Source organism: Microbacterium sp. zg.Y909, from assembly GCF_024626565.1.
The window spans coordinates 1-24,270 of record NZ_JANJFJ010000002.1 but is presented as its reverse complement, the minus strand read 5'-3'; the positions used below and the strand labels follow the sequence as shown (position 1 = coordinate 24,270).

Here is a 24,270-nt window from a genome sequence, read left to right as displayed (position 1 = left end):
GGCGGGCTATGACTGCGTGGTCGTGGGAGCAGGGCCGATCGGACTTTCCCTCGCACTGGCCGCCGCCGAGAAGGACAGCCGTGTGCTCCTCCTCGACGCGGGCAACCTGCGCTCCGGCAAGCGGGACATCCCGTTCGACGCGGCGTTCCGCACCGAGATCGCCGATCCGGTGCGCCACGCGGACGCCGCGCTGACCACCCGGCGGGGGTGGGGCGGCACCTCGTGGCTCTGGGGTGGCCGGTGCGTCGCCCTGGAGCCGAACGACTTCGAACCGCGCGACTACGTCCCGCTCAGCGACTGGCCGATCCGGTTCGACGATGTGGCGCCGTGGCTCGAGCAGACCGCGCGCTACATCGACTGCGGCTCGGCGGTGTTCCGCTCCTCGCGCCCCGACTGGGACGGGCTGTCGGAATTCACGATGTCCAACCTCGAACGGTGGGCCCGCCAGCCGCGGCTCGCCCGTGGCCTCGGATCCCGGGTCATCGCGCACCCCCGCGTCACCGTGCTGCTGGACTGCAGGCTGGTCGACATCGACATGGCCGACGACGGCTCGGTCGCGGGCCTCGTGGCGGAGCGTCGCGGTGAGCGCCTCACCCTGCACGGGAAGTCGTACGTGCTGGCGATGGGGGGCCTGGAGGTCACGCGCGCGCTGCTGGACGTGCAGTCCCGGCATCCCCATCTCTTCGGCGGGGCGGGCGGACCGCTCGGCCGGTACTACATGGGCCATGCCACGGGGACCATCGCCGACATCGTGCTGACGAATGCCGCGCGGGCTAGGGACCTCGATTTCGAGCGCGACGAGCACGACACCTACATCCGTCGCCGCTTCACCCTGGCGCCCGAGGCGCAACGGCGCCACCGCGTGCTCAACACCAGCTTCTACATCGACAACCCCCCGTTCCACGACCACTCGCACCGGCATCCGACCCTGTCGGCGGTCTTCCTCGGCATCGCCATCGCGCCCCTCGGGCGCATCCTGCTGGCGGAGGGGATACGCCTGCGCCATGTCGGTCCGCGGCCCTACCGGGTCGGCCCGCACGTGCGGAACATCCTGCGCAGGCCCTGGCAGGCAGCCGTCGATCTGCTCGACATCCTGCTGCGTCGCTACGCCTCGCGGGTGCGCAAGCCCGGCTTCATCCTGCACAACGCCGGCGGCCGCTATTCGCTGCACTACCACGCGGAACAGCTGCCCAACCCGGACAGCCGCGTCGTGCTCGCCAAGGGCGACGACGGCACGCCGGTGCTGCGTGTGGACTACCGCTACCTCGAAGCCGACGTCGACTCGGTGCTGCGCTGCCATGAGCTGCTCGACGCGGAGCTGCGGGCTGCGGGCCTCGGACGGCTGGAGTACCGCGCAGCCGACGAGGACGGCGCACGCGCCCTCGCCTGGGAGCAGGCGACCGACGGTTTCCACAGCATCGGGACGACGCGGATGAGCGCCGACCCCGAGCAGGGGGTCGTGGACGGCGACTGTCGCGTGCACGGGGTGCCGAACCTGTACATCGCGTCGACCAGTCTGCTGCCCACCTCGTCCGAGGCGAACCCCACCTTCTTCGCCACCGGGCTGGCGGTGCGCCTGGCGCACCACCTGTCCGAGCGGTCGGGGCGGGGCGCGCCGGCGCCGGTGACCTCGGACTGAGCCGCGAGGGCCCTTCGTCCCCGGGCCGGCGATCGAGCCTGGTGTCCGGCCGCCGCTTGCCTATACACTGCAGGCGGGGACACCGGTCGTGTCTGCGCCAGGGGTGGTGCGGACACCTGCACGAGCGAGGCACGCTCGCGAGTTGCGCCGGCTATGGCTGCGTCGCGGCATGGGCGTACGGCCGTTTGGGGAACATGCATGGGGATATCAGGGGGAGCCGTCGACGCGTCGACGGTCCAGGCTCGCACGCGTCGCAGGCGCGCGGCGGCGGCGCTCGCGTGCGCAGGGGACCGCAGCATCCACGGGTTCGCCCCCGGTGCCGGCGTGTACGCCGGCGCGCCCGCGGGAACGAACAACGGGGGGAACCGTGTCTGAACGGTTGAACGTCGCCGTCGTCGGCGCCGGGTATTGGGGGCCGAACCTCGCGCGCAACTTCCGCGCCGGATCGGATTGGGAACTGGTCGCGATCTGCGACCTCGACATCGAACGCGCGCGTTCCGTCTCGGACAGCGTGGGCGGCGTGCCGATCACGTCGGACCTCGACGCCCTGCTGAGCGACCCGCAGGTCGACGCGATCGCCATCGCGACGCCGGCCCGCACCCACCACGCGATCGTGCTGGCGGCGCTCGAGGCGGGCAAGCACGTGATGGTGGAAAAGCCCCTCGCCGACACCCGGGAGCGCGGCGTCGAGATGGTGCGGCTGGCCGAGCAGCGGGGCCTCGTGCTCATGGCCGACCACACCTACTGCTACACCCCGGCGGTGCTGAAGATCCGCGAGCTCATCGCCGACGGCGCACTGGGCGACATCCTGTTCGTCGACAGCGTGCGCATCAACCTGGGTCTCATCCAGCCCGACGTCGACGTGTTCTGGGACCTCGCCCCGCACGATCTGTCGATCATGGACTTCGTGCTTCCCGGCGGGCTCACGGCGACCTCGGTATCGGCCCACGGCTCCGACCCGCTGCAGACGGGCAAGTCCTGCGTCGGGTACCTCGCCATGCCGCTGGAGTGCGGCGCGATGGCGCACGTGCACGTCAACTGGCTGAGCCCGACGAAGATCCGCCAGATGGTCATCGGGGGAACCAAGCGCACCCTCGTCTGGGACGACCTCAACCCACAGCAGCGGCTGAGCGTCTACGATCGCGGGGTCGACATCGACAACCTGTCGAAGGTGACCTCCGCCGACACCCGGGCCGCGAACATCTCGTACCGGCTCGGCGACACCTGGGCCCCGGCGCTTCCCGAGCGCGAAGCCCTGGGCGGCGTGGTGTCGGAGTTCGCCGCCGCCATCCGCGAAGGACGCCCGGCCCGCACGAGCGGCGCCGCGGGCCTGCGCGTGCTGTCGGTGCTCGACGCTGCCGCATCCAGCCTTGCGGCCGCCGGTGCTCCGCGCCCGGTCGCGGCCGACCTCGAGGAGGTGGCGGCATGACCCGCCTGGAAGATTCCCGCATTCTGGTCACCGGCGGCGCCGGCACGATCGGCTCCACGCTGGTGGACGAGCTGCTCGCCGCAGGAGCCGCCCACATCGACGTGCTCGACAACCTGGTGCGCGGGCGCCTCGCGAACCTCGACGACGCGCTCGCCACGGGGCGGGTGTCGCTCATCGAGGGCGACATCCGCGACGCGGGGCTCGTCGACGAGCTCACCGCCGGCAAGGACGTGGTCTTCCACCAGGCCGCGATCCGCATCACCCAGTGCGCCGAAGAGCCCCGGCTCGCGCTCGAGGTACTCGTCGACGGCACGTTCAACGTCGTCGAGGCGGCCGCGCGTCACCGCGTCGGCAAGCTCGTCGCGGCATCCAGCGCGTCGGTCTACGGCATGGCGGAGACCTTCCCCACCGGCGAGCGGCACCACCACGAGAACAACGACACCCTGTACGGCGCCGCGAAGACGTTCAACGAAGGACTGGTGCGCAGCTTCCGTGCCATGTCGGGGCTGGACTACGTGCTCCTGCGCTACTTCAACGTCTACGGACCGCGGATGGATGTGCACGGCCTCTACACCGAGGTGCTGGTGCGGTGGATGGAGCGCATCGCCGACGGCCGGCCGCCGCTGATCTTCGGCGACGGTGCGCAGACGATGGACTTCGTCTGCGTTCCCGACATCGCCCGCGCGAACGTGCTGGCGGCCCGCAGCGACATCGTCGAGGGCACCTACAACATCGCCAGCGGCCAGGAGACGAGCCTGCTGCAGCTGGCCGAGGCGCTGCTGCGCGTCATGGATGCCGAGCACCTGGGTGTCGAGCACGGGCCCGACCGCGCCGTGAACGGTGTCGTCCGGCGGCTGGCCGACACGACGGCCGCCCGGCGCGACCTCGAGTTCGAGGCGACCGTCGGCATCGAGGAGGGCCTGCGGCGCCTCGTCGAGTGGTGGGCGCCGCTGCGTGAAGAGATCTCGACCGGACGGACGGTGCAGACGCGATGAGCGAGCGGATCAATGTGATGGTGCCCTGGCTCGGCCAGGAGGAGGCTGAGGCGGTGGCGGAGGTCATCGCCAGCGGCTGGGTCGCCCAGGGACCGCGGGTGGCGCAGTTCGAGATGGAGTTCGCCGAGGCCATGGACGCCCGCTACGCCGTCGCGACGACGAGCTGCACGACCGCCCTGCACCTGGCCCTCATCGTCGCCGGCATCGGCCCGGGCGACGACGTCGTGGTGCCGTCGCTGTCGTTCATCGCGACGACCAACGCGGTGCGGTACGTCGGAGCGCATCCGGTGTTCGCGGACGTCGACCCGATCACCGGCAACGTCACCGGTGAGACGCTGCGCATGGCGATCACGTCGGCCACGAAGGCGGTCATCGTGGTCGACCAGGGCGGTGTGCCGGTTGACCTCGACGACGTGCGCGAGGCCACCGATCCGCTCGGGATCATCGTGATCGAGGATGCCGCGTGCGGCGCCGGATCCACGTACAAGGGGCGGCCGGTGGGCGCCGGGGCCGAGATCGCGGCCTGGTCATTCCACCCGCGCAAGCTCCTCACCACGGGCGAGGGCGGCATGCTCACCACGCGGCGAGGGGACTGGGCCAAGCGCGCCCGGCACCTGCGCGAACACGCGATGAGCGTGTCGGCCGCCGACCGTCACGGCTCCGTGCTGCCCCCGGCCGAGGAGTACAGCGAGGTCGGCTACAACTACCGCATGACCGACCTGCAGGCCGCCGTCGGACTCGTGCAGCTGCGGCGTCTGCCGCGCATCGTGAAGCGCCGCCGGGAGCTCGCGGCGGGCTACCGCGCCGCGATCCGTGGGATCCCGGGCCTGCGCCCGGTGGCGGACCCCGCATACGGGACCGGCAATGTGCAGTCGTTCTGGGTTGAGGTGCTCGAGGACTACCCGGTCGACCGCGACGGTCTGCTCACTGCCCTCGCCGAGGCGGACATCTCGGCCCGGCGAGGCATCATGGCCTCGCACCGGCAGCCTCCCTATCGGCACCTGGTGCCCGCGAACGGGCTGCCGGCGACCGACCGGCTCACCGACAGCACGCTCATCCTGCCGCTCTACCACACGCTGAGCGCCGACGATCAGGCCCGCATCATCTCGGTGCTGCGCGCACCCGTCGGGGTGCCGGCATGATCGCCGGGGTGCTGCTGATCGGTGCCGGTGGGCTGGCCCGCGAGGTGCTGGCAGCGGGGATCGCGGGGGTCGCCGGCATCCTCGACGACGACCGTTCGCTCCTGGGCACCGAGGTCGGTGGTGTGCCGGTCATCGGGGCCGTCGACGCGGCGGTCCACCGGGAGGAGCGACTGCTCGTGTGCATCGGCCCCGGCGCCGCGCGTCGGCGCGTGGTGCGGCGCCTCTCCGATGCGGGGGTGGCGCACCACCGCTTCGCGACGTTCGCCGCGCCGTCCGCGCGGATCGGCGCGACCAGCGTCGTCGGTGCGGGATCGATCCTGCTCGACGGCGTGGTCGTCACGGCCGACGCCGTCATCGGCCGACACGTCGTCGTCATGCCGAACTGCGTCATCACCCACGACGACGTCCTCGACGACGGTGCGACGCTGGCCGCGGGGGTCGCCCTCGGCGGAGGCGTGCGGGTCGGTGAGGGGGCCTACATCGGGATGAACGCCTCGATCCGTCAGGGCGTCGCCATCGGGGCAGACGCCACCGTGGGGATGGGAGCCGTCGTGCTCGCCGACGTCCCTGCGACCGAGACCTGGGCAGGTGTGCCCGCACGACCTCTGGGAGTCCCCGCATGACCGCCACGCTCACCGAATCGGTGCCGTTCCTCGACCTCGCCGCGCAGCAGGCGGAGATCGTCGACGAGGTGATGCCCGTCTGGCAGGCGCAGCTCGAATCCGCGTCATTCGTCGGCGGGCCCGAGGTCGCGGCGTTCGAGCGGGAGTACGCCGATTACATCGGCGTGCGACACGTCGTCGGGGTATCCAACGGCACGGACGCGCTCGAGCTGGCATACCGCGCCGTCGGCATCCAGCCCGGCGATGAGATCATCATGCCGGCCAACACGTTCATCGCCACGGCAGAGGCGGCATCGCGCATCGGCGCGGTGCCAGTGTTCGTCGACGTCGACGACGAGTATCTGCTCATCGACCCGGACGCCGTCGAGGCGGCGATCACGTCACGCACCCGGGCGATCGCACCGGTCCACCTGTTCGGGCAGACCGCGCCCATGGGCCTCATTACGGCCCTCGCCCGGCGCCACGGCCTGGCGGTCGTCGAGGATGCCGCGCAGTCGCAGGGCGCGTCGGGTCCGTCCGGACGCGCCGGTGCGCTCGGCCACGTCGCGGCGACGAGCTTCTACCCGGGCAAGAACCTGGGCGCCGCCGGTGATGCCGGCGCGGTGATGACCGACGATGACAGCATCGCCGCGCTCGTGCGCACCCTCGGTGCCCACGGCAGCTCGGTCAAGTACGTGCACGACCACATCGGGGTCAACGCCCGACTGGATGCCGTGCAGGCCAGCGTGCTGCGGGCGAAGCTGCGCCGGCTCGAGGACTGGAACGCCGCCCGGCGCGCGGCCGCCGAACGGTACGCCGGCCTGCTGGGCGGGCTCGACGGGATCCGCCTCCCCGAGGGGCGGCCGGGCAACGCCGACGTCTGGCACCTGTACGTCGTGCGCGTAGATGACCGTGACCGTGTCATGGCGGACCTGGGCGCGGCGGGCATCGGCACCGCCATCCACTACCCGACGCCGGTGCACCTGACCGAGGCGTACGCGCATCTGGGCGGACGCAGGGGCCAGCTCCCGGTGGCTGAGGCCGCGGCCGACCGCATCCTCTCGTTGCCGATGTTCCCTCATCTGACCGCGCAGCAGCAGGAGCGGGTCACCGCAGTATTGCGGTTCTCGGCAACAGGCTAGTGATCGACACAAGGATGGACTCCGTTGGAGGCGCCGACCGCGTGGCTCAGCACCTTCGGGTGCTGGTTTGTCCGCACGAGCTGATCGTTGGAGGTAGTCAGATCAACGCCATCGATCTGGCCGCACGGATGCGCGATCGAGGCCACACTGTGCGGATCTACGCACCGCCTGGACCGCTCGTCCAAAGGATCGAAGGACACGGGCTGCCCTATCGCGCAGCGCCCCCGCATAAAGCGCGGGCACTGCGCGTACGTGCCTTGTTCGCACTTGCACGAGAGATTCACCGATTCGCGCCTGACATCGTGCACACCTACGAGTCGTCGCCGGCGATCGCATCAGCTGCGGTCTCATCGATCTCAACGCACCGCTCTGTGGCGACCATGCTCTCGATGGACGTGCCGGACTTCATCCCCGAGAATGTGCCGCTCCTCGTGGGGACGACGGCGCTCTTACACGCGCAATCGGCGCGATCCGGACCCGTGCAGCTCCTGGAGCCGCCAGTCGACACCGACTACGACAGCCCGAGGGATGCGGCGGCGGCGCGCGCGGACCTGAACATCGCACCCGACCAATTCGTGGTGGGAGTCGTCGGCCGGCTCTCAAAGGAGCACGAGAAGGCGCGCGGAGTGATCCGTGCGATCCAACGGCTCGATCAGAGCGACCTGTCATCGGCGGTCACCCTGGTCGTCGCGGGGACCGGTGATGAAGAGGCCGAGGTGAGAGAAGCGGCCGCTTCGACGCGGAATCCAATGCTCACCGTGCGAGTAGAGGGAAACGTTGACGACCCACGGCCGATATATGCGGCCGCCGATGTGATCTTCGGCATGGGTGGCTCGGCGCTACGGGCGATGTCCCATGCACGGCCACTCATCGTTCAGGGAGCGGATGGCTTCTGGGAGACGCTGACGCCTCGTTCGGTCGATCGGTTCCTGATGCAGGGGTTCTTCGGAAACGGCCCCTCGGGCGCTGCGCCGTTCGAGCAACTCGTGGCTGAGCTGATGCGGGACCAGCACCAGCGAGAAGTGCTTGGCCGTTTCGGTCGCGAACTCGTGTTGACCCGGTTCGCGATCGACCAAGCCGCCCGCATGCTCGAGGCGACATATTTCGAAGAGCTGCGAACTCCCCGAAGTCGCCGGGAACAGGCGTTCGCGGTGTCGTATGCGCTCGCGCGATACGCGCGTTTCCGCGTCGCCGTAAGGCTGCCGCTGCTTCGCCGCCTCTACCGATGGGCGAGTGGTCGTCGTGGCTGACGCCACCCAGGTCGGATCGCTAGCCGCCCGTGGCGCGGTCTGGAGCGGTCTGGGATCGATCACGTTGCGACTGAGCGGCCTCGCCGTAGGAATCATCCTCGCTCGCATCCTGACCCCTGAGCAGTTCGGCGTGTACGCGATCGCGCTGACGGTACAGGCGATCCTCATAACGGTTGCCGACCTTGGGTTGTCGGCGGACCTCATCCGATCAGAGGACCCGGATCGGATCGCTCCGACTGTCGCCTCTCTAGGGTTGTTTAGCGGGAGCGTCCTCACCGTTGCGGCCCTGCTGGCGAGCGGGGGATTGGCGGAAGTGCTCGGCAGTCCGCAAGCGGCACCGGCGATCGCCGTGCTCTCGTTCACACTGGTGCTGGGGGGCGCGACTGTTGTGCCGTACGCGATGTTGCAGCGACGGTTTCAGCAGCGCGAGTTGTTCCTTATCGCCGGCGTAGATTTTATTGTGTCGACGACAATCACGCTTGCGCTCGTGTTTGCCGGCTTCGGCGTGCTCGGGCTGGCGATCGGACGCGTCGCAGCGCAGGTCGTCTCCGCAGTGCTGCAGTTCCTCCTGGCGAAGGTGAAGCCCCGTTTCGCGATCGATCGTTCTGTCATCCGACCCGTGCTCGCTTTCGGTGTGCCCATCGCGGCCGCCAACTTGCTGTCGTGGACGGTCTTGAACGCTGACAACATCATTCTCGCGCGTGCGGCGGGCGTCACAGCACTCGGCTACTACGTCCTGGCTTTCAACATCTCGAGCTGGCCGATGAGCGCCCTGTCGCAGATGGTGCGCTCCATTGCGCTTCCCTACTTCGCTCGGGCAGGCAGGGACAGCAATGCCTTGGATACGGTGACGGCGCTGGCATGGGCCCTTGCCCTACCAGCTGGGGGAGTGCTGGCCGTCCTCAGCGCGCCGGTAATCGGAATTGTGTACGGCGAGAAGTGGCTGCCTGCCGCGCCGGTGCTCGCAGCACTCGGCGTCTACGGCAGCCTGCGTGTCGTGTTCGACGTTTTTGCCGGGTTTCTCTACGCACGCGGCCGGTCGCGACCTGTCCTGTGGATCCAGATCGTGTGGCTGGTCGTACTCGTCGTGGCCGTGTACGTGGCAGTCAGCGCGTGGGGGATCATCGGCGCGGCGTGGGCGCACGTGCTGGTCGCGGTGGTCGTGATCCTGCCCGGGTATCTCCTTGCGTTGCGGGGGAGCGGAGTCGCCGTCGCGCCGCTGTTGCGGGCGGCGTTGTGGCCGACCGCGGCGGCGTGCCCGGCGATCGCTGCCGCCTACATCCTCAGCCTGCTTCTCCCGTCGCCGCTGGGAGCGCTTCTCATCGGGGGTAGCGCCGCAGTCGCCATTTACGCACTGTGCGCGGGGCCGTGGTTGTGCCGCATCTGGCGGCGCACGCGGACGACTGCCGCTACCGGGTGATCAGGATCGCCTGTCGCGGGTGAACACCCCGTGTCGGTGCCACCGGGCGTACTCCGCTCGGGCGCGCAAGCGCCGACTCGCAGCGCGCGCCACCTGCCACGGGGCGGGGCGGCGTGGGCCTCGGGCGATGAGTCGGGCGGCCTCAGCAGCGTGCGGCAACGGTTTGCCGCCTACGGGAGCTCCTTCGGCGAAGGCCAGCAGGCGGGCTTGGAGTTCCTTGTCCACCCTTCCGCGGTCGTACTGATGCACGACCGCGCGCAACGACTCGTCGGCCAGCGCACGCTGCGCGGCGGCTCGCAGACGTTCGGTGTCCGCCATGCGTGGTTCAGTCCACTCGAACAGCGTCGTAAACGCGTCACGCCGATCTTGTAGGTCACCGAACCCCGGCGTCAATGACTGGGACAGGCTGAGTCCGTGCTCACGATGCCACGCCTGATCGGCGCCCTCGATATAGGCGACATCGGACACACTAGCGATCCGCAGCCACATCTCCATGTCGTGCGTGTGTGGGAGGTCGCGTTGGCCGCCCACGCGGTCCACGACCGCTCGACGCATCAGCACCTCTGGCGAGGTGATGACGTTGACGCCGGTGCGGCACCGCTGCTCCAGCCAGTAACGCCCGGGCCAGATCACCCACCGAGTGACCGCCAGTCGTGGGCGCGGCAGTTCGTCCCCGGTGAAGTGCAGCGGATGACCGTACACCAGCCCGACGGAGGGAAACGCCTCGGCGACGGCGGCAGCGCGGCCGAGCGATCCCGGGGTGAGCAGGTCGTCGGCATCGAGGCGCACGATGAAGTCACCACGGGCGAGCGCGAGCCCGTCGTTGAACGTCCGCACCGGACCCTGGTTACGGTCGTGGCGGATGAGTCGTACGCGAGGGTCGCGGGCAACGATCGCGGCGACGACTTCGGCGCTGTCATCGCTTGAGTAATCGTCGACGACAATGATGTCCACCGACACCGCCGTCTGCGTGCGGGCGCTATCAATCGCATCGGTGATAAAGGCGGCGTAGTTGTAGCAGGGGATGACCACGCTCACCTTCGGGGTGCGAGTCGGTTCGAGAGGCGCGGCGCGGAGGATTCGCCGAACGCCGCCGGGGTCAGCGAGCATGTGTGTCCGCCAGCGTCTGGGTGAGAAGTTTGGCGAACTCCGCACCGGTGGCGTCCCAGCTCTTCGTGCGGACGCTCTCGGCGATGGCTGCTGATTCATCGCTCACTCGTGCCCGTTGGATCGCTGTCGTCAATGCGGCAGCAAGTGCGTGTGGTGTGGGTGGCGCCCATCCCACATGCGGCCCGGGGAGGTCGGCACGGGCCAACAGCGAGTCGTTCACGATCGGGATGACACCGGCCAGGCGCATCTCCTCGGCGACGAGGGAGATGTTCGTGAATGACAGGGCCAGTCCGGTGACCACGGAGTTGTAGAGCTCGTTTAGCTGGTCCGGCGCGAGGTTGCCATGTGCGGTCACCGGCACGCCCAGGTCGCGGGGTGCGTCACCGTATACGTGGATCGGCTCGTCGGGATTCATCCGATGGAATTCGCGGAGCGCCAACATCGCCAGCATGTACCCGCGCCGGTCATTATGGCGTTTGGCGTAGAAGACGATGCCGCGCCGTGCTCGGGGCGGCGCGATCCGGTGGTAAATGTCGCGGTCACAGCCGAACGGGATGCGGTCGCTCGACACGCCCAGTTCGCGCTCAAGACTGTCGCCAACCATCTGGCCGAGTGCGATGGGGCGCAATCCCAGGCGGTAGCTGTCCTCAGCGAGGGAGTATTCGCTGCCGCGCGGGTAGAAGTAAGGCTCGTAGTCCTGAATGAAGTAGAGGGAGGGTTGGCCGGTGAGTCCGCGTCGCGCCGCGACATGAGCCGTAGGCCACGACGAGGCGATCACCGCATCGAACCCGGCGAGATCCGCGGTCAGCGACTCGACATCGCACTGCAACCACGGCCAGGCCGACCGGACGACGTCTATCCTGCCGGCCACGTCGCCGCCGTAGCGGTCGTATAGGACGAGCGTGTTGTCGTATCCGGCTGAGCGGCACGCTTCCATCATGCGGAACATCGTCGTGTGCCCGCCTGAGCCCGCTCCAGGCGGGAACGCCAGCCAGGCAACCCGGGGACGCGATGCTCCCGACGGATGCCACGGAGTTCCCGCGTCACGCGGTGCTGCGGAGTCGGCCACGTCCTCCGGCAGAAGCGGGAACGACAGCGCCGCGATGTCGACCCGGGCCGCGAGCCGACTCACCGCGTGCTGTGCCACCTCGCGCGGCGATTTGCCCGCAGCCTTTCGCGCGGTCCGCAGAATTCGACCGAGCGCGCTCGTGTTCCCCATGCACACATCCCCAGACCTGCGGGATGGCGGCGAAAGCCGCACCCCACGTTCCCCCGTCGGCCGCACAACGTCGCCTACCGCCGTTTGCCCGTGGCGAAGGCGCCCCTACGCATGGCGACCGTTGAGGGGACTTTACCCGACGGGGTTTGTGAAGGAAACAGGGAATCGTGGCGCGCGCCGAGCAATCTCCGCCGGGCTGTGCGAAAGCAGATACGCGAAACCACGCGTCGTGGGACGATACAGCGAACGTGGCCGCCCAGAGGAAATCGGGGACGATGCACAAGACCTTCGAGATCGTTACTCCCAGCTACGCGCGCGATTTCGAGCTGTGCCGTGAGCTGGTGCGCAGCCGGCTCGCATACGGGCCAGCGGGAGTGACGCACACGATCGTCGTGCCGCCCAGCGACCTCCATCGGTTCGCGGCGCTGGGTGACAGCGGAGCAACGATCGTGAGCACCAGGTCCATGCTGCCCCGCAACTTCGTCGGCTTGCCAGGTCTGAACATGTGGTTGAACCTGAGGCATCCGTTTCCTCCCGTGCGGGGCTGGATCGCACAGCAGATCATCAAGCTGGCGAGCGTGGCGCGTAGCGACGCCGATGCGGTGCTCGTGGTGGACTCCGACATCGAGTTCGTTCGGCCGTTCTCGCTGCAGTCCTTTCTCGTGGAGGATCGCGCCCCGCTTTATCGGCTCCCTGGTGCAGTGACTCCGTCGATGGCGCGGCACATCCTCTGGGATGACGTCGCGCATCGGATGCTGGGATTGGCGGGGAGAGCGGATGCGAGGCGTCCCGACTACATCTCGTGGCCCAGCTTGTGGGAACCCTCCGTCGTGCGCGCGCTACTGGAGCGAGTCGCGGCAGTAGCGGGTGTCGACTGGATGACCGCGATCTCGCGGGAGGTGCATTTTTCGGAGATGGTGCTTTACGGCGTTTTCCGCGAGCGGGTACGTGCGCGAGAAGAGGGCCTCGTCCTGGTGGAAGACATGCACTGCCTGAGCGTCTCGGACGAGACGACGCTCGGCGAGGACGAACTCTCGGCCCTGCTCGGCCGTCTCCACCCCACCGACATCGCGGTCATGGTGTCGGCGAAGTCCGGCACGGAGATGGCAGCCCGGAGGGCGGCGATCGACCGGATCGCCCCGCGGTCGAGCGAACGCGACGACTAGGCGCGAGGTCCGCGTGAGCGGCGATTCTGGGCCGGCCTCGCGGCGACCGGCTTGTGAGGCGAGAGGACGTCGACGGACGTCGTGGCGGGCTTCGGCATGGCGCTGTCGTCGACGGCGTCAGAGCATTCGGGTTCGCGCCCGGCGCCCCGTCTACGTGGCAGCCCGCCCGCTCTGAGCCGCCGAACCTCCGTCCATTTCCCGAGAGAGACCGCGCCGAAGAGGAAGGCGACGCCGACGACGCCGACGACGATCACTGCACGTAGCCTGCTCGAGATCTTCTCGGTCGGCGTGCTGACGTCGGATACGACCAAAGCGGTGAAGAGGTACCGCTCGTCCGCTCCGTTGACGGTCTGAACCTCATGCAGATACGAGCGGAGCAGCGTCCCCAGTTCCTCGGCGGCGGTCATGGCCTGCTCAGGTGAGTCGCCCGACGCTGCGATGGAGATCGCAAGGCCGCCGCCCATGGATCCGGGCGTCACCGCGTACTCGCCCGTCAGCCCCGAGGATGCGAGGCGCTCGGCCGTCTCCTGGGAGTTCAGCCTGGTGATGAGCACGTTGGCGATGAGGTTGGGGTCCGACGAACGCAGGTAGGGATTGTCTGCATTGAGTTCCAGAAGCGAAGGGTCGGCGTCGATCTGCTTCTCGGTTGGCGTCTGGGGATTGGCGAGCGCATAAGCCTGTCCCGACTCGTACACGCGGGGACCCTCGAGATAGACGAATGCCGCCGCGGCGATAGCGAGGATGAGTGCAGGCAGCGCGTACCACTTCTGTTGCCAGATCGTGCGGATGACGGCGAGAGGGTCCATAGGCTTTGCTACTCCGTGCTCAAGGGGGATCCGGCGGACAGGGACAGTGAACGGTTCTCGCTCCGTGTCATCTGCCAGACGCCGCCGGCCAGCCCGACGAGCAGCGGGTAGCAGAGGGCGAATACAGGAAACGAGAGCGAGTCGAAGGTGACCGAACATACGGCGGCGGCAGCCAGCCCGGCGCCGCAGGCCGCAGCAAGGCTCTTCAGCGGCCCGCTGCTCGCGCGCCGCGCGGCGTCGACGGCAGTGAGTGCAGGAAACCAGAGATAGATGACGATGCAGGCCAGTCCGATCAGCCCGAGGCTGACGGCGGAATTCAGATACTGGTTATCGAGGATCTCGAGCGCGCCGCGCGCGGTGTAGTTGCCGGGTCCGACGCCGAACAGCGGGCGAGCATCGAGCATCCGCATGACGCGCGGATAGTTGTTCGTGCGGGTGGCGATGGAGGGATCCGACTCGTCGGCGAGCAGCGTCGCACTGAGCGTGGCGACGAACCCCGGAATAGTGAGGAAGAGCAGAACCACGGCAATCGGCAGCGTCACGAGAACACCGCGGCGCGCCCTCGGAGGCATGAACGGCACGAAGACAGCCAATGCGACGGCGGCGCCCAGTATCCCCGAACGCGAGACTGTGGCAGCGACGGCGAACACGAGCAGCGAGGTCTGCAGCCAGTGGAACCACGGCCTGCCGCGCGGGTCGTACATCGCCCGCCAGATGGAGAGCGGGGTCAGCATCGCGCTGACGACCGCGAATTCGATCGAGTGAAACGTACTGCCCGCCACGCGCATGAGGTTGCCGCGGGCCTGGATCGCCGTGTCTCCGCCGTTGTAGGTGAATCCGGGCATGCCCATTTGGATCCACGCCATGGGGTTCACATGGAGAACGAACTGAACGAGGCCGACGACGCAGCAGAAGAATGCGCCGCCGAGCAGCCAGCGGAGAAGCTGAAGTGCGTCCGCCATGGTGCGGACGGAGTCGCCGGCAACGAGGATCAGCCCGAGGCTCGCCGCTACGAGGATGAGCCAACGGTCGGCGGCGGCGAGTCCTGTGGCCGTGCTGGCTCCTGACCAGCCCCCGTACAGGGCGACGTACGAGATGGAGATGCCGACCAGGAGGAAGAATCCGGCGAGCCTGCCCGGGTGCCTCGCCTCGAGCGGATGGTGGAGGCCCCAGGCCCACGAGCAGAGCCAGAACACGAGGAGAAGGCAGCTCAGGATCATGGGGACGGTTCCGGCCGCGCCGAGGACGTCGATCACCATGCTCGATGGGAAGAAGAACAGGGAGAAGGCCGTGAAGCGCAGGAGGAGAGGGACGTCGCCGGCGGGACCGACGGCGGGATTGAAAGCGGAACGCGATGGCGCGCTGGCCGGCGCCGATGAGCGGGAGGCCCGGGCTTTCGCAACGTCGCGCGTCATGGCGTGGAATCTGTTGGGTCCGACAAGGTGAGTCGGACGTGCTGGAGAAGGGTGTTGGCGCCATTCCTGCTGTCGAAACGCCCGATGACGTGGGCGCGCCCCGCAACCGAGAGAGCTGCGGCAGATTGCGGGTCGCGGGCCAGCGCGTGGAGTGCGTTCGCCAGCGCCTGGACGTCGGGGTGGACGAGCAGGCCGGTCCCTTCGGCCACCAGCTCCCGCACACCGCCCCCGTCGCCGACGACGACGGGAACGGACATCGCCATCGCCTCCATGATCGCGACGCCGAGCGGTTCGCCATGGCTCGCGAGAGCGAAGACATGTGCTCTCGTCAGGCGATCTCGAACGGTCGCCTCATCGACGGCGCCGAGGAGTTCGACGTGATCGTCGAGATCCAACTGCGTGATCAGCGCCTCGAGCCCTCGCCGATATCCATTGCCGCCCTGCTCGTCCTCGCCGGCGATGACGAGCCTTGCGGGGATCTTCATCTCATGCAATCGCTTGATCGCGGTGATCAAGGCGTCATGTCCCTTTGCAGGGTTCAATCGACCGCAGCTGAAGATCTCGAAGGTTCCCTCTCCTGCCCACGGCGTGTACATCCGTCCCCGTTGCATGTCCGACACGCGGACTCCCATGGGGGCTACAGCCAGCCGTTCCGGAAGCGCGGAACCGAGCGTCTCGCGAGTTGCGAGGGTGAGCGTCTCGGTGATGATCAGTCCGAAGGCGGCATGCGACCATTTCTCGACTTGTCGTGGCCCGTAGTCGCTGAGCGGCCCGTGCAGAGTCAGGCTGTACGTCAGGCTGAAGAGCAGACGTGCGGCGAGTGCGACGTCGGCGGAACCTGCACAGGAGTGCACATGCACGTGGCTCCATCCGCCGCGACGAGCGTGCGCAGCTAGGACGGCGGCCGCGGCGATTGTGCGCACTGTGGCGACCGGCGAGCGGGGGGGCGGCGCGAGCGCGCGCAGCGCAGCGCTGAACCGGGACGACAGGACGGAACGGGAGAGTAGCGCGAGGGCGCTGAGACACTCCGACAAGCCCGGGGCCGCCAGGTAGGCCGTTCGTGCCCGGGCCTCGGTGCCCCAGGCGTGGGACGCGATCGCGCTGACCGGTGGTCGCGTCGACAGTAGAGTGACTTCCGCGCCGGCGAGTTCCAACTCCTGCACTTCGCGCCAGAAGAACGCATGAGTCTGGCCGGGAAACTCCGGCACAAGATAACCCAGCTTCACGTCCACCCCCAGAGAACGTGAGATCGAGACTCCCCCCGGAGTCCCGCCCCACCTCGAACAATACGGCTAACTCAGACTTATGCGATAGGTGTGGTGTGAGTACTCAGCTTCGAAGTGGTCGCTGAAGAGCCCGTCAGAAACCCGAATCTGTCGATTCTCGCCGACGACCTCGATCGTCCCCGTGACCCCGGGTGGCAGGACGAATGTCCGTTCACCCGTTCCGCCGTCGGTCATCGCGAAGATGTAGGCCGACCCGCCGTGTGCTTTCAGGGCTGTGTCCAAGGCACTGCCGAACGCCCACTCATAGCTCGGGGAGTTGATCACGGGGGCGAGATCAGCCACGTCCGCGTTGATGGCCGCTACGCCGTCGCGAAGCGCGGTGGAGCACTCGACCAGTGAGTAGTTGCCGCACGCGCCGTCGTTGTTGTGCTGGAAGTAGGCGATTCCTGCTGCGCCGTGGATGATCGCATTCCAGACGGCGCCCTCGATCTGCGCGACGGAGATCGTGCGAGCTCCTTCCTCGGTCAGATAGGGGCGGGCGGACTCGACGAATGCCCAGTTCGGCTTCGAGGCGATGGGCGACATGAATGACTCCATGCGATCCTGCTGCCATCCGTAGGCAGACGCGGACGCTGGGTTCCGATCGCTCGGCCAGCTGGGGGTTCCACGCAGGAGGGACTGAACGTGTGGGCTCGTATAGGCGTACTTGTCGACGCTTGTGACATCCATCAACGCGACATGATCGTCCATGGTGGTCGGTGACCAGTAGGTGCCAAGCGCGCCATTGCCGAAGTTCGCCTGGAGGAACCTGCCGTCGCCCTTCGCCCGGAGTCCTTCGACATAGGCGCGCTGGATGGCGAGACCGCCCAGCTCGCCGAGAGGGCTGTCGCATCCACTCAGCCCCATGTCGCACTCGTCGGAGACGTGCCATCCGACCACCCGCGAGTCCGTACCCACCTCTTGACTGGACCATTCGGCCTGGGCGATGACCGATATACCGTTTTCCGTCACGTCGGATATCGGTGATCCGTCGTGCTCCGCGCCCAGATAGGTGTTCACGCCGACGGCGGCCAGAGCCGCGGCATGTGCTGGCTTGCCGAAGAAGACCGCGATGGGGAAGAAGGATTCCTCATCCCACCCCGAGGCGTTCGCCTGGGGGAACGCGCTGTAGTACTGCGGACCGCCCCACCAGGCCTCGCGCGGCAGGTCCAGCAACGAGTCATCCGGTGCCGGCGGGGCGACCGGCGGCAGGGAAGGCGTGCTGGTCGGCACGAAGAGGACGTCGACATAATAGACGGAGTTCTCGTGGTTCTCCGTGGGGAAGCCACCCGGGCCGTACGCGTAGACGCCGGCTCCCGCGGGCAGCGAGAGGTAATGGCTATCGAATCCGCGGTCGAAGAAGTGCTCCGCGGCGGCATAGCGGCCATGTGGGGCGAAATAGGAGACGACGTAGTCTTCTCCGGGCGTCACCTGGACGGGGGACGACAGTTGAGCCTGCTGCCAGCCTTCCGTGGACGTCTCACCGAAGTCGACCCGGGCCAACGCGTAGCCGTCCGCATCCCAGAGTGTTCCGCGATGCGGTCCGGAGTTGCCGGGAGTCTTGAAGAAACGGATGCCGGTGATCGCCCCCTCGACCCTCGGGGAGAATCGCATGCCCAGTTCGACGGATCCGGTGTCCGGATCCTCCGCTTCGGTCGATGGGGTCTCCTCCAGCGCAGACGTGCCCGTTGGCGCTGCGGGGGAGGGCGGTGCCGGGTCGGGGACCTGTTCGTCCGTGCCCGCGTGCGCCGAGGCGACGAAGGTCACATCGACGAAGTAGTTCGCAGAGCGATAGGACGACGCAGGAAAGCCCCCGGCGTCATACGTATAGACGCCGGCGCCCTGCGGCAGGCGGATGCCGTCGACCGTGCGAGGTTGCACGAAGTACTCGGTGTCCGCCGAGTACGCGCCGGAAGTGGCGGTGTAAGAGACGACATACTCCTGCCCCGCGATCAGGGACACAGGAGCGGTCAGCGACGCTGACTGCCAGCCCTCGCGCGCTGCGGGGGCGAAGGCCACCCGGGCGAGGAGGGTTCCCTCGGATGACCAGAGCGACCCCGTGTGCGGACCCTCGTTGGCTGTGGTCTTGTAGAAGCGGATCGCCACGGCTGTTACCGAATCGGTCGGGGAGAACCGCATCCCGAGTTCGACCGGTCGTGTGTCCGCTGCTACGGGGATCGCGGGTTCGGCGGTGTCGGCGAGGATGGAGCGCGGTCGGACTTCCACTGCGGCCGCAGGCGCAAGTTCGGCAGGCCGTTCCGGGCTTTCCTGGCTTTCCGAGTGGCCGACCGCAGAGACCTCGGTCGGCTGGCCAGGCTCCGAGGTGCCGTCGAGACTGGCGCCGGAAGAGGACATGAGGCCGAAGGTCATGGCCACCGCCGCCGTTAGCGAGGCGGCACCACGGGCCGCACGCCCGAGCCGTGCTGCGCTCGCGCGGGACGACGATGTCATATTCATAGGGGAACCCCCGTCGCGGGGACTGCGTCGCACGGATCCGTGCGAGTGAAAGTAGTTTAAGCGTGCGCCCGTCGCCCTCGGAGCCGGTGAGACACTTCTCATCCCCCCGGAAGTCCCACCCCTTCCGAAGGCGTTTCCCCGCCGCTGCGTCGCGAGTCGTCACGCTCCCACCGCGTGACACCGACCGACTGGCTGGCGCGACGGCGACCGAGGCCGGTCAGGATGATGAAGACGGCCGCATCGGTCAGACTGCGTGGGCCTCTGATCGTTCGCAGCACCGATGCCAGGGTGTGCGGTCCGGCATCGTGGCCGAGGGCGGACACGCCGCGCCTGCTGCGGGTGAGGACAGCGAGGAGAGCCCCGGTCGTGAGCGGCGTCCTCACGCGCACCGGAGGGCTCAGGGGGATGGCCTTCTCTCCCGACGTGAAAAGGGCATCGACATAGAAGTCATCGGCGGTCACGTTCGGAAGGCAGCCCACGCGGTCGATGCCGGCTCCCGTCAGCGCGTAGATGCCGGCCCCCCAGAGTGCGCCGGACAGCGCGGGAATGCGCGACCGTGCGCGGTAGTAGGCGCGCACCAGAGATCCGGAGTCGAGAGTGTCGTAGTGGAAAGGCGGTCTCCCGGCGTAGACGCCTGGTCTCTGCAATGCACGCAGCAGGCCGGGTATCGCTGCCGAGGGGAGATCGATGTCCGCGTCGAGTACGATCCGCGGTGCTGCAGCTGCCGTTCTCGCGCCTTCGTTGATGGCGGCGGTCTTGGATGCCACGTCGAGGGTGGTCACCCGGACCCCGGGTACGGAGCCCGCTCGGAGTGCGGTGTCGTCGCTGCACCCATTGCAGATGACGTGGATATCGAGCGAGCCTGCGATGGAAACGTCGGCGAGACCGCGCAGCGTGCGTTCGATGACCGCCGATTCGTTGTGAGCCGGCACGATGACGGACGCGACGGGCACGCCTGCCGTGCCCTGCCAGTTGCCGCGGGGCAGTGCCTGCCAGCTCCGCTCATCGCGGAGGGTGTGATAGACGGCGCGGTGTGCATCCGACTTCCCACTCCGCAGCGCAGCCCCCAGCATGACCACCCGACGGTACGCCTCGGCGCGGTACGGCGCGTGTTTGCGCATGTACCGCACGCGGTTGACGTCGAGCAGGGCATCGAGGGCCGCCGACGCGCCTGACCTGCCCTGGCTGTGGACGACGACCGCGGTCGGGTCGAAGACGACCGCATGCCCCGCGTCGCGCATCCGACGGCAGAAGTCGGTCTCCTCGGAGTAGAGGAAGAACTGCTCATCCCACTCTCCGACGGTCCTGGCCGCCGATGCGCGGACCAGGAACGCCGCTCCGGTCGCCCAGTCGACGTCGCGGCGGCGCGTGTAGGCATCCGTTCGCCTGATCCACTCCGTGAGCACTGTCGGCCTGCCGGGCCAGATGCGCCCCAGGACGGCGTCGCAGAAGGCGCGCAGAACGCGGGGCTCGTTGAACAGCGAGGGTGCGACGCGCCCGTCATCGCCGATGATCCGCGGCGCGACGATGCCCGCATCCGGACGCTCTCGCATCACATCGAGCAGGGACCGCACGGCGCCGGGCCGCACACGGAGATCGGGATTCAGGATCAGGAGATGCTCGACGGCGCCGGCGTACAGGGCAGCGATATTGATGCCGCCGGCGTAGCCGAGGTTCCCCCCGGTGCTCACTGTGACGACATCATCGTGTCGGGCCAGGACGGACATCGTGGCATCCGACGAGCAGTTGTCCGCCACCACCACACGCATAGGGGTGGAGGCGGCCTCGGTGCGCAGCGACTCCAGGAGGCTGTCCACCTCTTGTGCGTTGTTGTAGGTCACGATGAGCACGGCGAGCTGCGCCTCGCCTTCGGCGGGGACGAAGCGCTCGCTGTAGTTGTCGGCGGCCATCAGCGGCGGCCTGCGGCGGTCGTCATGGGACGGCGCTCGCGGGCGCGTGCCAGGAGGACACCATGGGGCGCACGGTTCGTCGTCGATGGGTGGGGGTGGCCCTGGCCGCGTACCTCGTCCGAGCGGCCGTGATTCTCCTGGCGCCTGTCTCGTGTGGGGCGATCGTCCACACGCTGGGCGATTGGCTCCACGGCGGCATCGGAGCGAGCTGGTTCGGATACGGCTGGATCGAATTCTCCGCGAACATCCTCCTCTTCGCGCCGCTGGGCTTCCTCACGACGCTGTGGCTTCGTCGCCCGTTGTGGGGCGCTGCCGCCGCTGTGGCGTTGTCTGCCGCGGCGGAGCTGGCGCAGCTCGTGCTTCCCTCGCGGACGGCCAGCGTTCGCGACATCCTCGCGAACGCTGCGGGGGCGGTGATCGGTGCGGCAGTGGCGTGGCTTTGGCACCTGCGCGCGCATCGCCGACCTTCACGAGAGTGACCGCCGCCGCGGTGCTGCGCACCGCGGCGGCGGTCGATGAGTGTCCGTCCGATCTCATCGAGACCGGACGGACACTCATCGCGTGGACGGCCCATGCCCTCTGGGGGAGGAGTCCGACCGACGCACGGCCACATAGGCCGGTGGTCCCTCGATGAGGTACCGGTGCGCCAGTCGTCTTGGCTCAAGCATGAGCCGCCACATCCATTCCATCCCGGTCGCCGAGACCCAGCGCGGTGCGCGTGAGACCCGGCCACCGAGGAAGTCGACAACGGCCCCGAAGGCCAGGAGCACGCCGGCTCCGGTCAGGGCGCCGTACTCCGCGATCCACCGTTCCTGACGGGGCTTGCCGAGGCAGACCAGCAGGACGTCGACACCGGCGGAGGCCGCCTCCGCGGCCAGGCCTTCGCATGCACCGCGATCCGACAGCGTCTCGCGTGTCGGTGACCAGTGACCTCCGAACTGCAGCGTCGGCCAGTCGCGGGCCAGGCTCTCCCGCAGGGCGGGCGCGGCTGCGGGCGAGCCGCCGAGCACCCCGAGACAGAGGTGCGCGGCCGCGGAGTCGTCGATGACGCCGCTCGCGAGGTCGCTCCCCGCGAGGCGCGGATACCGCACGCCGGTCATGCGCCACGCCTGGTGTGCGATCGGCAGTCCATCGATCAGGTTCAGCCACTGCAAACCCGGACTCGGCACGTCGTAGGAGCCGTCCAGCGTGTGATGGATGTGGTCGATGTTGACCGAGCTGACGCCGAGGGGAGCATCTTTGAGTCGCGCCGCGTCGATGATGATGCTGCGGGCCTGCCGCTCGTCGACCAGGTGCACGGGGACGCCGGCCACCGTGGCCGTCGGCACGTCCGTCATGACGGGGCCGAGCCCGCGCGCAGCGGAGATCTCGTTGCCGGGATCGCGTCGTTCTGGGGGCGTGGCGGGCGGGGTGCCCGTCGACGGCATGTCAGTACGCCCCTTTCGGACGCACCATCGCCGATGCGGTGCGCAGGATGATGCGCACGTCGGTCGCGACCGACCAGTTCTCGACATAGTGCAGGTCCAGGCGCACGCTCTGGTCCCACGTGAGGTCGCTGCGACCGCTCACCTGCCAGAGTCCGGTGATGCCGGGCTGCACGTAGAGGCGACGGAAGACCGTGCCGTCGTAGTCCTGCACCTCACGGGGCAACGGCGGCCGCGGCCCCACGACGCTCATCTCGCCCATGAGCACGTTCCAGAACTGCGGCAGCTCGTCGAGCGAATACCGCCGCAGCAGGGTGCCGACGCGCGTGACCCGGGGGTCGTGCCGGAGCTTGAACATCGGCCCCGCGCCCTCGTTGCCTGCCTCCAGATGCGCCAGCTCCGCCTCGGCGGTGGTGCGCATGGTGCGGAACTTGAGGATGTCGAATTCGCGCCCGTCGCGCCCGATCCGCCGCTGCCGGAAGAGCACACCCCCTGGAGTGTCCGTGGTGATCAGCAGGGCGATGATCGGCGTGATCAACGCGATCGGGATGAGCGCGACGAGCGCGACGACCACGTCGAGGACGCGCTTGGTGCGCATGCTCGAACGGTCGAAGCGGGCCAGGCTGACGTGGGTGAGCGCGAGACCATCGGTGCGCTCGAACCCGATGCGCGAGCGTGCCACGTCGGTCAGCCGGGTGGCGAGCACCAGATCGGTGGCCGCACCCTCCAGGCTCCAGCTGAGCCGGCGCACGAAGTCGGGGTCGTCCGTGCCGCCGGCGACGATCACCGTGTCGACGCACAACTCGCGCGCGATCCGGGCCGCCTCTCCCGGTGCGCCGAGCACGGGGTAGGCCCGGTCATCGACGAGGACCTCGGTCACGCCCTCGTCGCCCAGAACGATGCCCACGACGTTGTGCCGCAGTCGACCGTCATGGCTCAGTGAGCGGATGGTGTGCTCGATGCTCACGTGGTCGCCCACGATGAGGGCGCGCGGCGCCATCGCCGGGCCCAGCCGGCCGTGGGAGCGCCAGATCTGCCGACCCGCCCGGGCGGCCACGAGGGCGGCCACGCCGATCGGCAGGGTGACCGCGACATGCGGGGACAGCACCGGCCACCCGGTCGTGCCGGCGATCAGCGCGAGCGCGGCGAGGCCGATCGCCGCCGCGTGGATCACGGGGAGCAGCTCCAATCGCTGGCCGCTGCCGTGCCGGTATGCCGCGCGCCGCAGCGCGAGAAGCGCGATGGCCCACGTCGCCGCCACCACGACGCCCGCCGCCACGATCTGCGTGGGGGACGATGCGGCCGGGTCTCCCGCCGCCGCGCCCAACTCCGTGGCGACGGTCGCTGCGGACGCCGCGACGATCACCGCGGCATCCACCGTCCCCATCCACGCCCGTCGCCTGCGCAACCATGCCAGCCGCTGCTCCAAGAGCGGCTGAACACGAGGGGCGTGGACGCTCGCCTCGGTCTCGAAAGGCAGCGCCGCGACGCTCATCGCGGAATTCCGACGTCGAGTCGTGCGTGATGTGATGGCCCGAACGCGCGGCAGCGCGCGGTCGGGCAGGACCGTCTCCCCATGAACGTTTCCCCGGTGTCCCCAAAAGGCGGGTCGAAACCCGCGTCCCCAAGCTCGGGCCGAAACCCGTACTTCCCCAAAGAGACGCCGCTTCTGTCGCAGTCCGACTCCCCATCGGACTGAAGCGGGATGCCGACCCCTCGGCAACCCGCCGCCCCCTTTCGGTGGCCGGCGTCGGTTGAGTATCGCACAGGCCTGCGGGCAGGGGAACCCTCAATCGTCGGAGTCCCCCACAAACACGTTGTGGCGGGGGCGTCTGCCGCCCCCGGCCCCACGCCCCCCCCCGGGGCCCCCGGGCCCAAA

19 protein-coding genes are annotated in these 24,270 nt (G+C 68.7%); 10 read left to right on the top strand and 9 right to left on the bottom strand.

The genetic code is table 11. The features are described from left to right. The first annotated feature begins 82 nt into the window (after positions 1-82). The 8 genes from NQ160_RS00125 (at position 83) to NQ160_RS24795 (ending at position 9,619) form a co-directional block, all read left to right on the top strand. Entirely contained in the window at positions 83-1,639 is a 1,557-nt protein-coding gene (locus tag NQ160_RS00125; protein WP_257513192.1) for a GMC family oxidoreductase, read from the top strand. A 367-nt stretch (positions 1,640-2,006) separates the two neighbouring features. Beyond that, a complete protein-coding gene (locus NQ160_RS00120) occupies positions 2,007-3,068 on the top strand; it encodes a Gfo/Idh/MocA family protein (RefSeq protein WP_257513191.1) in 1,062 nt (353 codons plus the stop codon). Next, positions 3,065-4,063 (top strand): NAD-dependent epimerase/dehydratase family protein, encoded by a 999-nt coding sequence (locus tag NQ160_RS00115; protein ID WP_257513190.1) that lies wholly within the window; start codon positions 3,065-3,067, stop codon positions 4,061-4,063. Before NQ160_RS00120 ends, NQ160_RS00115 begins: the two co-directional genes overlap by 4 nt. Then, positions 4,060-5,205: a DegT/DnrJ/EryC1/StrS family aminotransferase gene (locus NQ160_RS00110; protein WP_257513189.1), complete on the top strand. Its 1,146-nt coding sequence runs from the start codon at positions 4,060-4,062 to the stop codon at positions 5,203-5,205. Before NQ160_RS00115 ends, NQ160_RS00110 begins: the two co-directional genes overlap by 4 nt. After that, the gene (locus NQ160_RS00105) at positions 5,202-5,828 is read left to right on the top strand and encodes a NeuD/PglB/VioB family sugar acetyltransferase (protein WP_257513188.1); all 627 of its coding nucleotides are present in this window, start codon (positions 5,202-5,204) and stop codon (positions 5,826-5,828) included. Before NQ160_RS00110 ends, NQ160_RS00105 begins: the two co-directional genes overlap by 4 nt. Then, positions 5,825-6,949 (top strand): DegT/DnrJ/EryC1/StrS family aminotransferase, encoded by a 1,125-nt coding sequence (locus NQ160_RS00100; RefSeq protein ID WP_257513187.1) that lies wholly within the window; start codon positions 5,825-5,827, stop codon positions 6,947-6,949. Before NQ160_RS00105 ends, NQ160_RS00100 begins: the two co-directional genes overlap by 4 nt. Positions 6,950-6,963: 14 nt before the next feature. Beyond that, positions 6,964-8,199, top strand: a complete 1,236-nt coding sequence (locus NQ160_RS00095) for a glycosyltransferase family 4 protein (RefSeq protein ID WP_257513186.1) — start codon at positions 6,964-6,966, stop codon at positions 8,197-8,199. Further along, positions 8,192-9,619, top strand: coding sequence for an oligosaccharide flippase family protein (locus NQ160_RS24795; protein ID WP_257513185.1), 1,428 nt, complete (start codon positions 8,192-8,194; stop codon positions 9,617-9,619). Before NQ160_RS00095 ends, NQ160_RS24795 begins: the two co-directional genes overlap by 8 nt. Here the strand turns inward: NQ160_RS24795 and NQ160_RS00085 are convergent, their stop codons facing one another. Both NQ160_RS00085 and NQ160_RS00080 read right to left on the bottom strand, forming a co-directional pair. Next, the gene (locus NQ160_RS00085) at positions 9,620-10,657 is read right to left on the bottom strand and encodes a glycosyltransferase family 2 protein (RefSeq protein ID WP_257513184.1); all 1,038 of its coding nucleotides are present in this window, start codon (positions 10,655-10,657) and stop codon (positions 9,620-9,622) included. Between the two features lie 61 nt (positions 10,658-10,718). Then, positions 10,719-11,948, bottom strand: coding sequence for a glycosyltransferase family 1 protein (locus tag NQ160_RS00080; RefSeq protein ID WP_257513183.1), 1,230 nt, complete (start codon positions 11,946-11,948; stop codon positions 10,719-10,721). Between the two features lie 248 nt (positions 11,949-12,196). On the opposite strand from NQ160_RS00080, the gene NQ160_RS00075 reads away from it, so the two are divergent. Continuing rightward, the gene (locus NQ160_RS00075) at positions 12,197-13,114 is read left to right on the top strand and encodes a DUF6492 family protein (RefSeq protein ID WP_257513182.1); all 918 of its coding nucleotides are present in this window, start codon (positions 12,197-12,199) and stop codon (positions 13,112-13,114) included. Here NQ160_RS00075 and NQ160_RS00070 read toward each other — a convergent pair. The 5 genes from NQ160_RS00070 to NQ160_RS00050 form a co-directional block, all read right to left on the bottom strand. After that, positions 13,111-13,920, bottom strand: coding sequence for a chain-length determining protein (locus tag NQ160_RS00070; protein ID WP_257513181.1), 810 nt, complete (start codon positions 13,918-13,920; stop codon positions 13,111-13,113). The two genes, NQ160_RS00075 and NQ160_RS00070, sit on opposite strands and share 4 nt — an antisense overlap. Positions 13,921-13,928: 8 nt before the next feature. Further along, positions 13,929-15,335, bottom strand: coding sequence for an O-antigen ligase family protein (locus tag NQ160_RS00065; protein ID WP_257513180.1), 1,407 nt, complete (start codon positions 15,333-15,335; stop codon positions 13,929-13,931). After that, positions 15,332-16,567: an exopolysaccharide biosynthesis GT4 family glycosyltransferase EpsE gene (gene epsE / locus NQ160_RS00060; RefSeq protein ID WP_257513179.1), complete on the bottom strand. Its 1,236-nt coding sequence runs from the start codon at positions 16,565-16,567 to the stop codon at positions 15,332-15,334. The genes NQ160_RS00065 and epsE overlap by 4 nt, the downstream gene beginning before the upstream one ends. Before the next feature lie 60 nt (positions 16,568-16,627). Continuing rightward, positions 16,628-18,970, bottom strand: a complete 2,343-nt coding sequence (locus tag NQ160_RS00055; RefSeq protein ID WP_257513178.1) for a DUF4082 domain-containing protein — start codon at positions 18,968-18,970, stop codon at positions 16,628-16,630. A gap of 185 nt (positions 18,971-19,155) precedes the next feature. Further along, entirely contained in the window at positions 19,156-20,967 is a 1,812-nt protein-coding gene (locus NQ160_RS00050; protein ID WP_257513177.1) for a glycosyltransferase family 2 protein, read from the bottom strand. Between the two features lie 62 nt (positions 20,968-21,029). Between NQ160_RS00050 and NQ160_RS00045 the strand changes: the two genes are divergently transcribed. Then, the gene (locus NQ160_RS00045) at positions 21,030-21,446 is read left to right on the top strand and encodes a VanZ family protein (RefSeq protein WP_257513176.1); all 417 of its coding nucleotides are present in this window, start codon (positions 21,030-21,032) and stop codon (positions 21,444-21,446) included. A gap of 75 nt (positions 21,447-21,521) precedes the next feature. On the opposite strand, the gene NQ160_RS00040 is transcribed toward NQ160_RS00045, so the two are convergent. After that, positions 21,522-22,394 (bottom strand): WecB/TagA/CpsF family glycosyltransferase, encoded by an 873-nt coding sequence (locus NQ160_RS00040; protein WP_257513175.1) that lies wholly within the window; start codon positions 22,392-22,394, stop codon positions 21,522-21,524. Position 22,395: 1 nt separating this feature from the next. Beyond that, complete coding sequence (locus tag NQ160_RS00035) at positions 22,396-23,886, bottom strand: sugar transferase (protein WP_257513174.1); 1,491 nt, start codon at positions 23,884-23,886, stop codon at positions 22,396-22,398. Positions 23,887-24,270 lie beyond the last annotated feature (384 nt).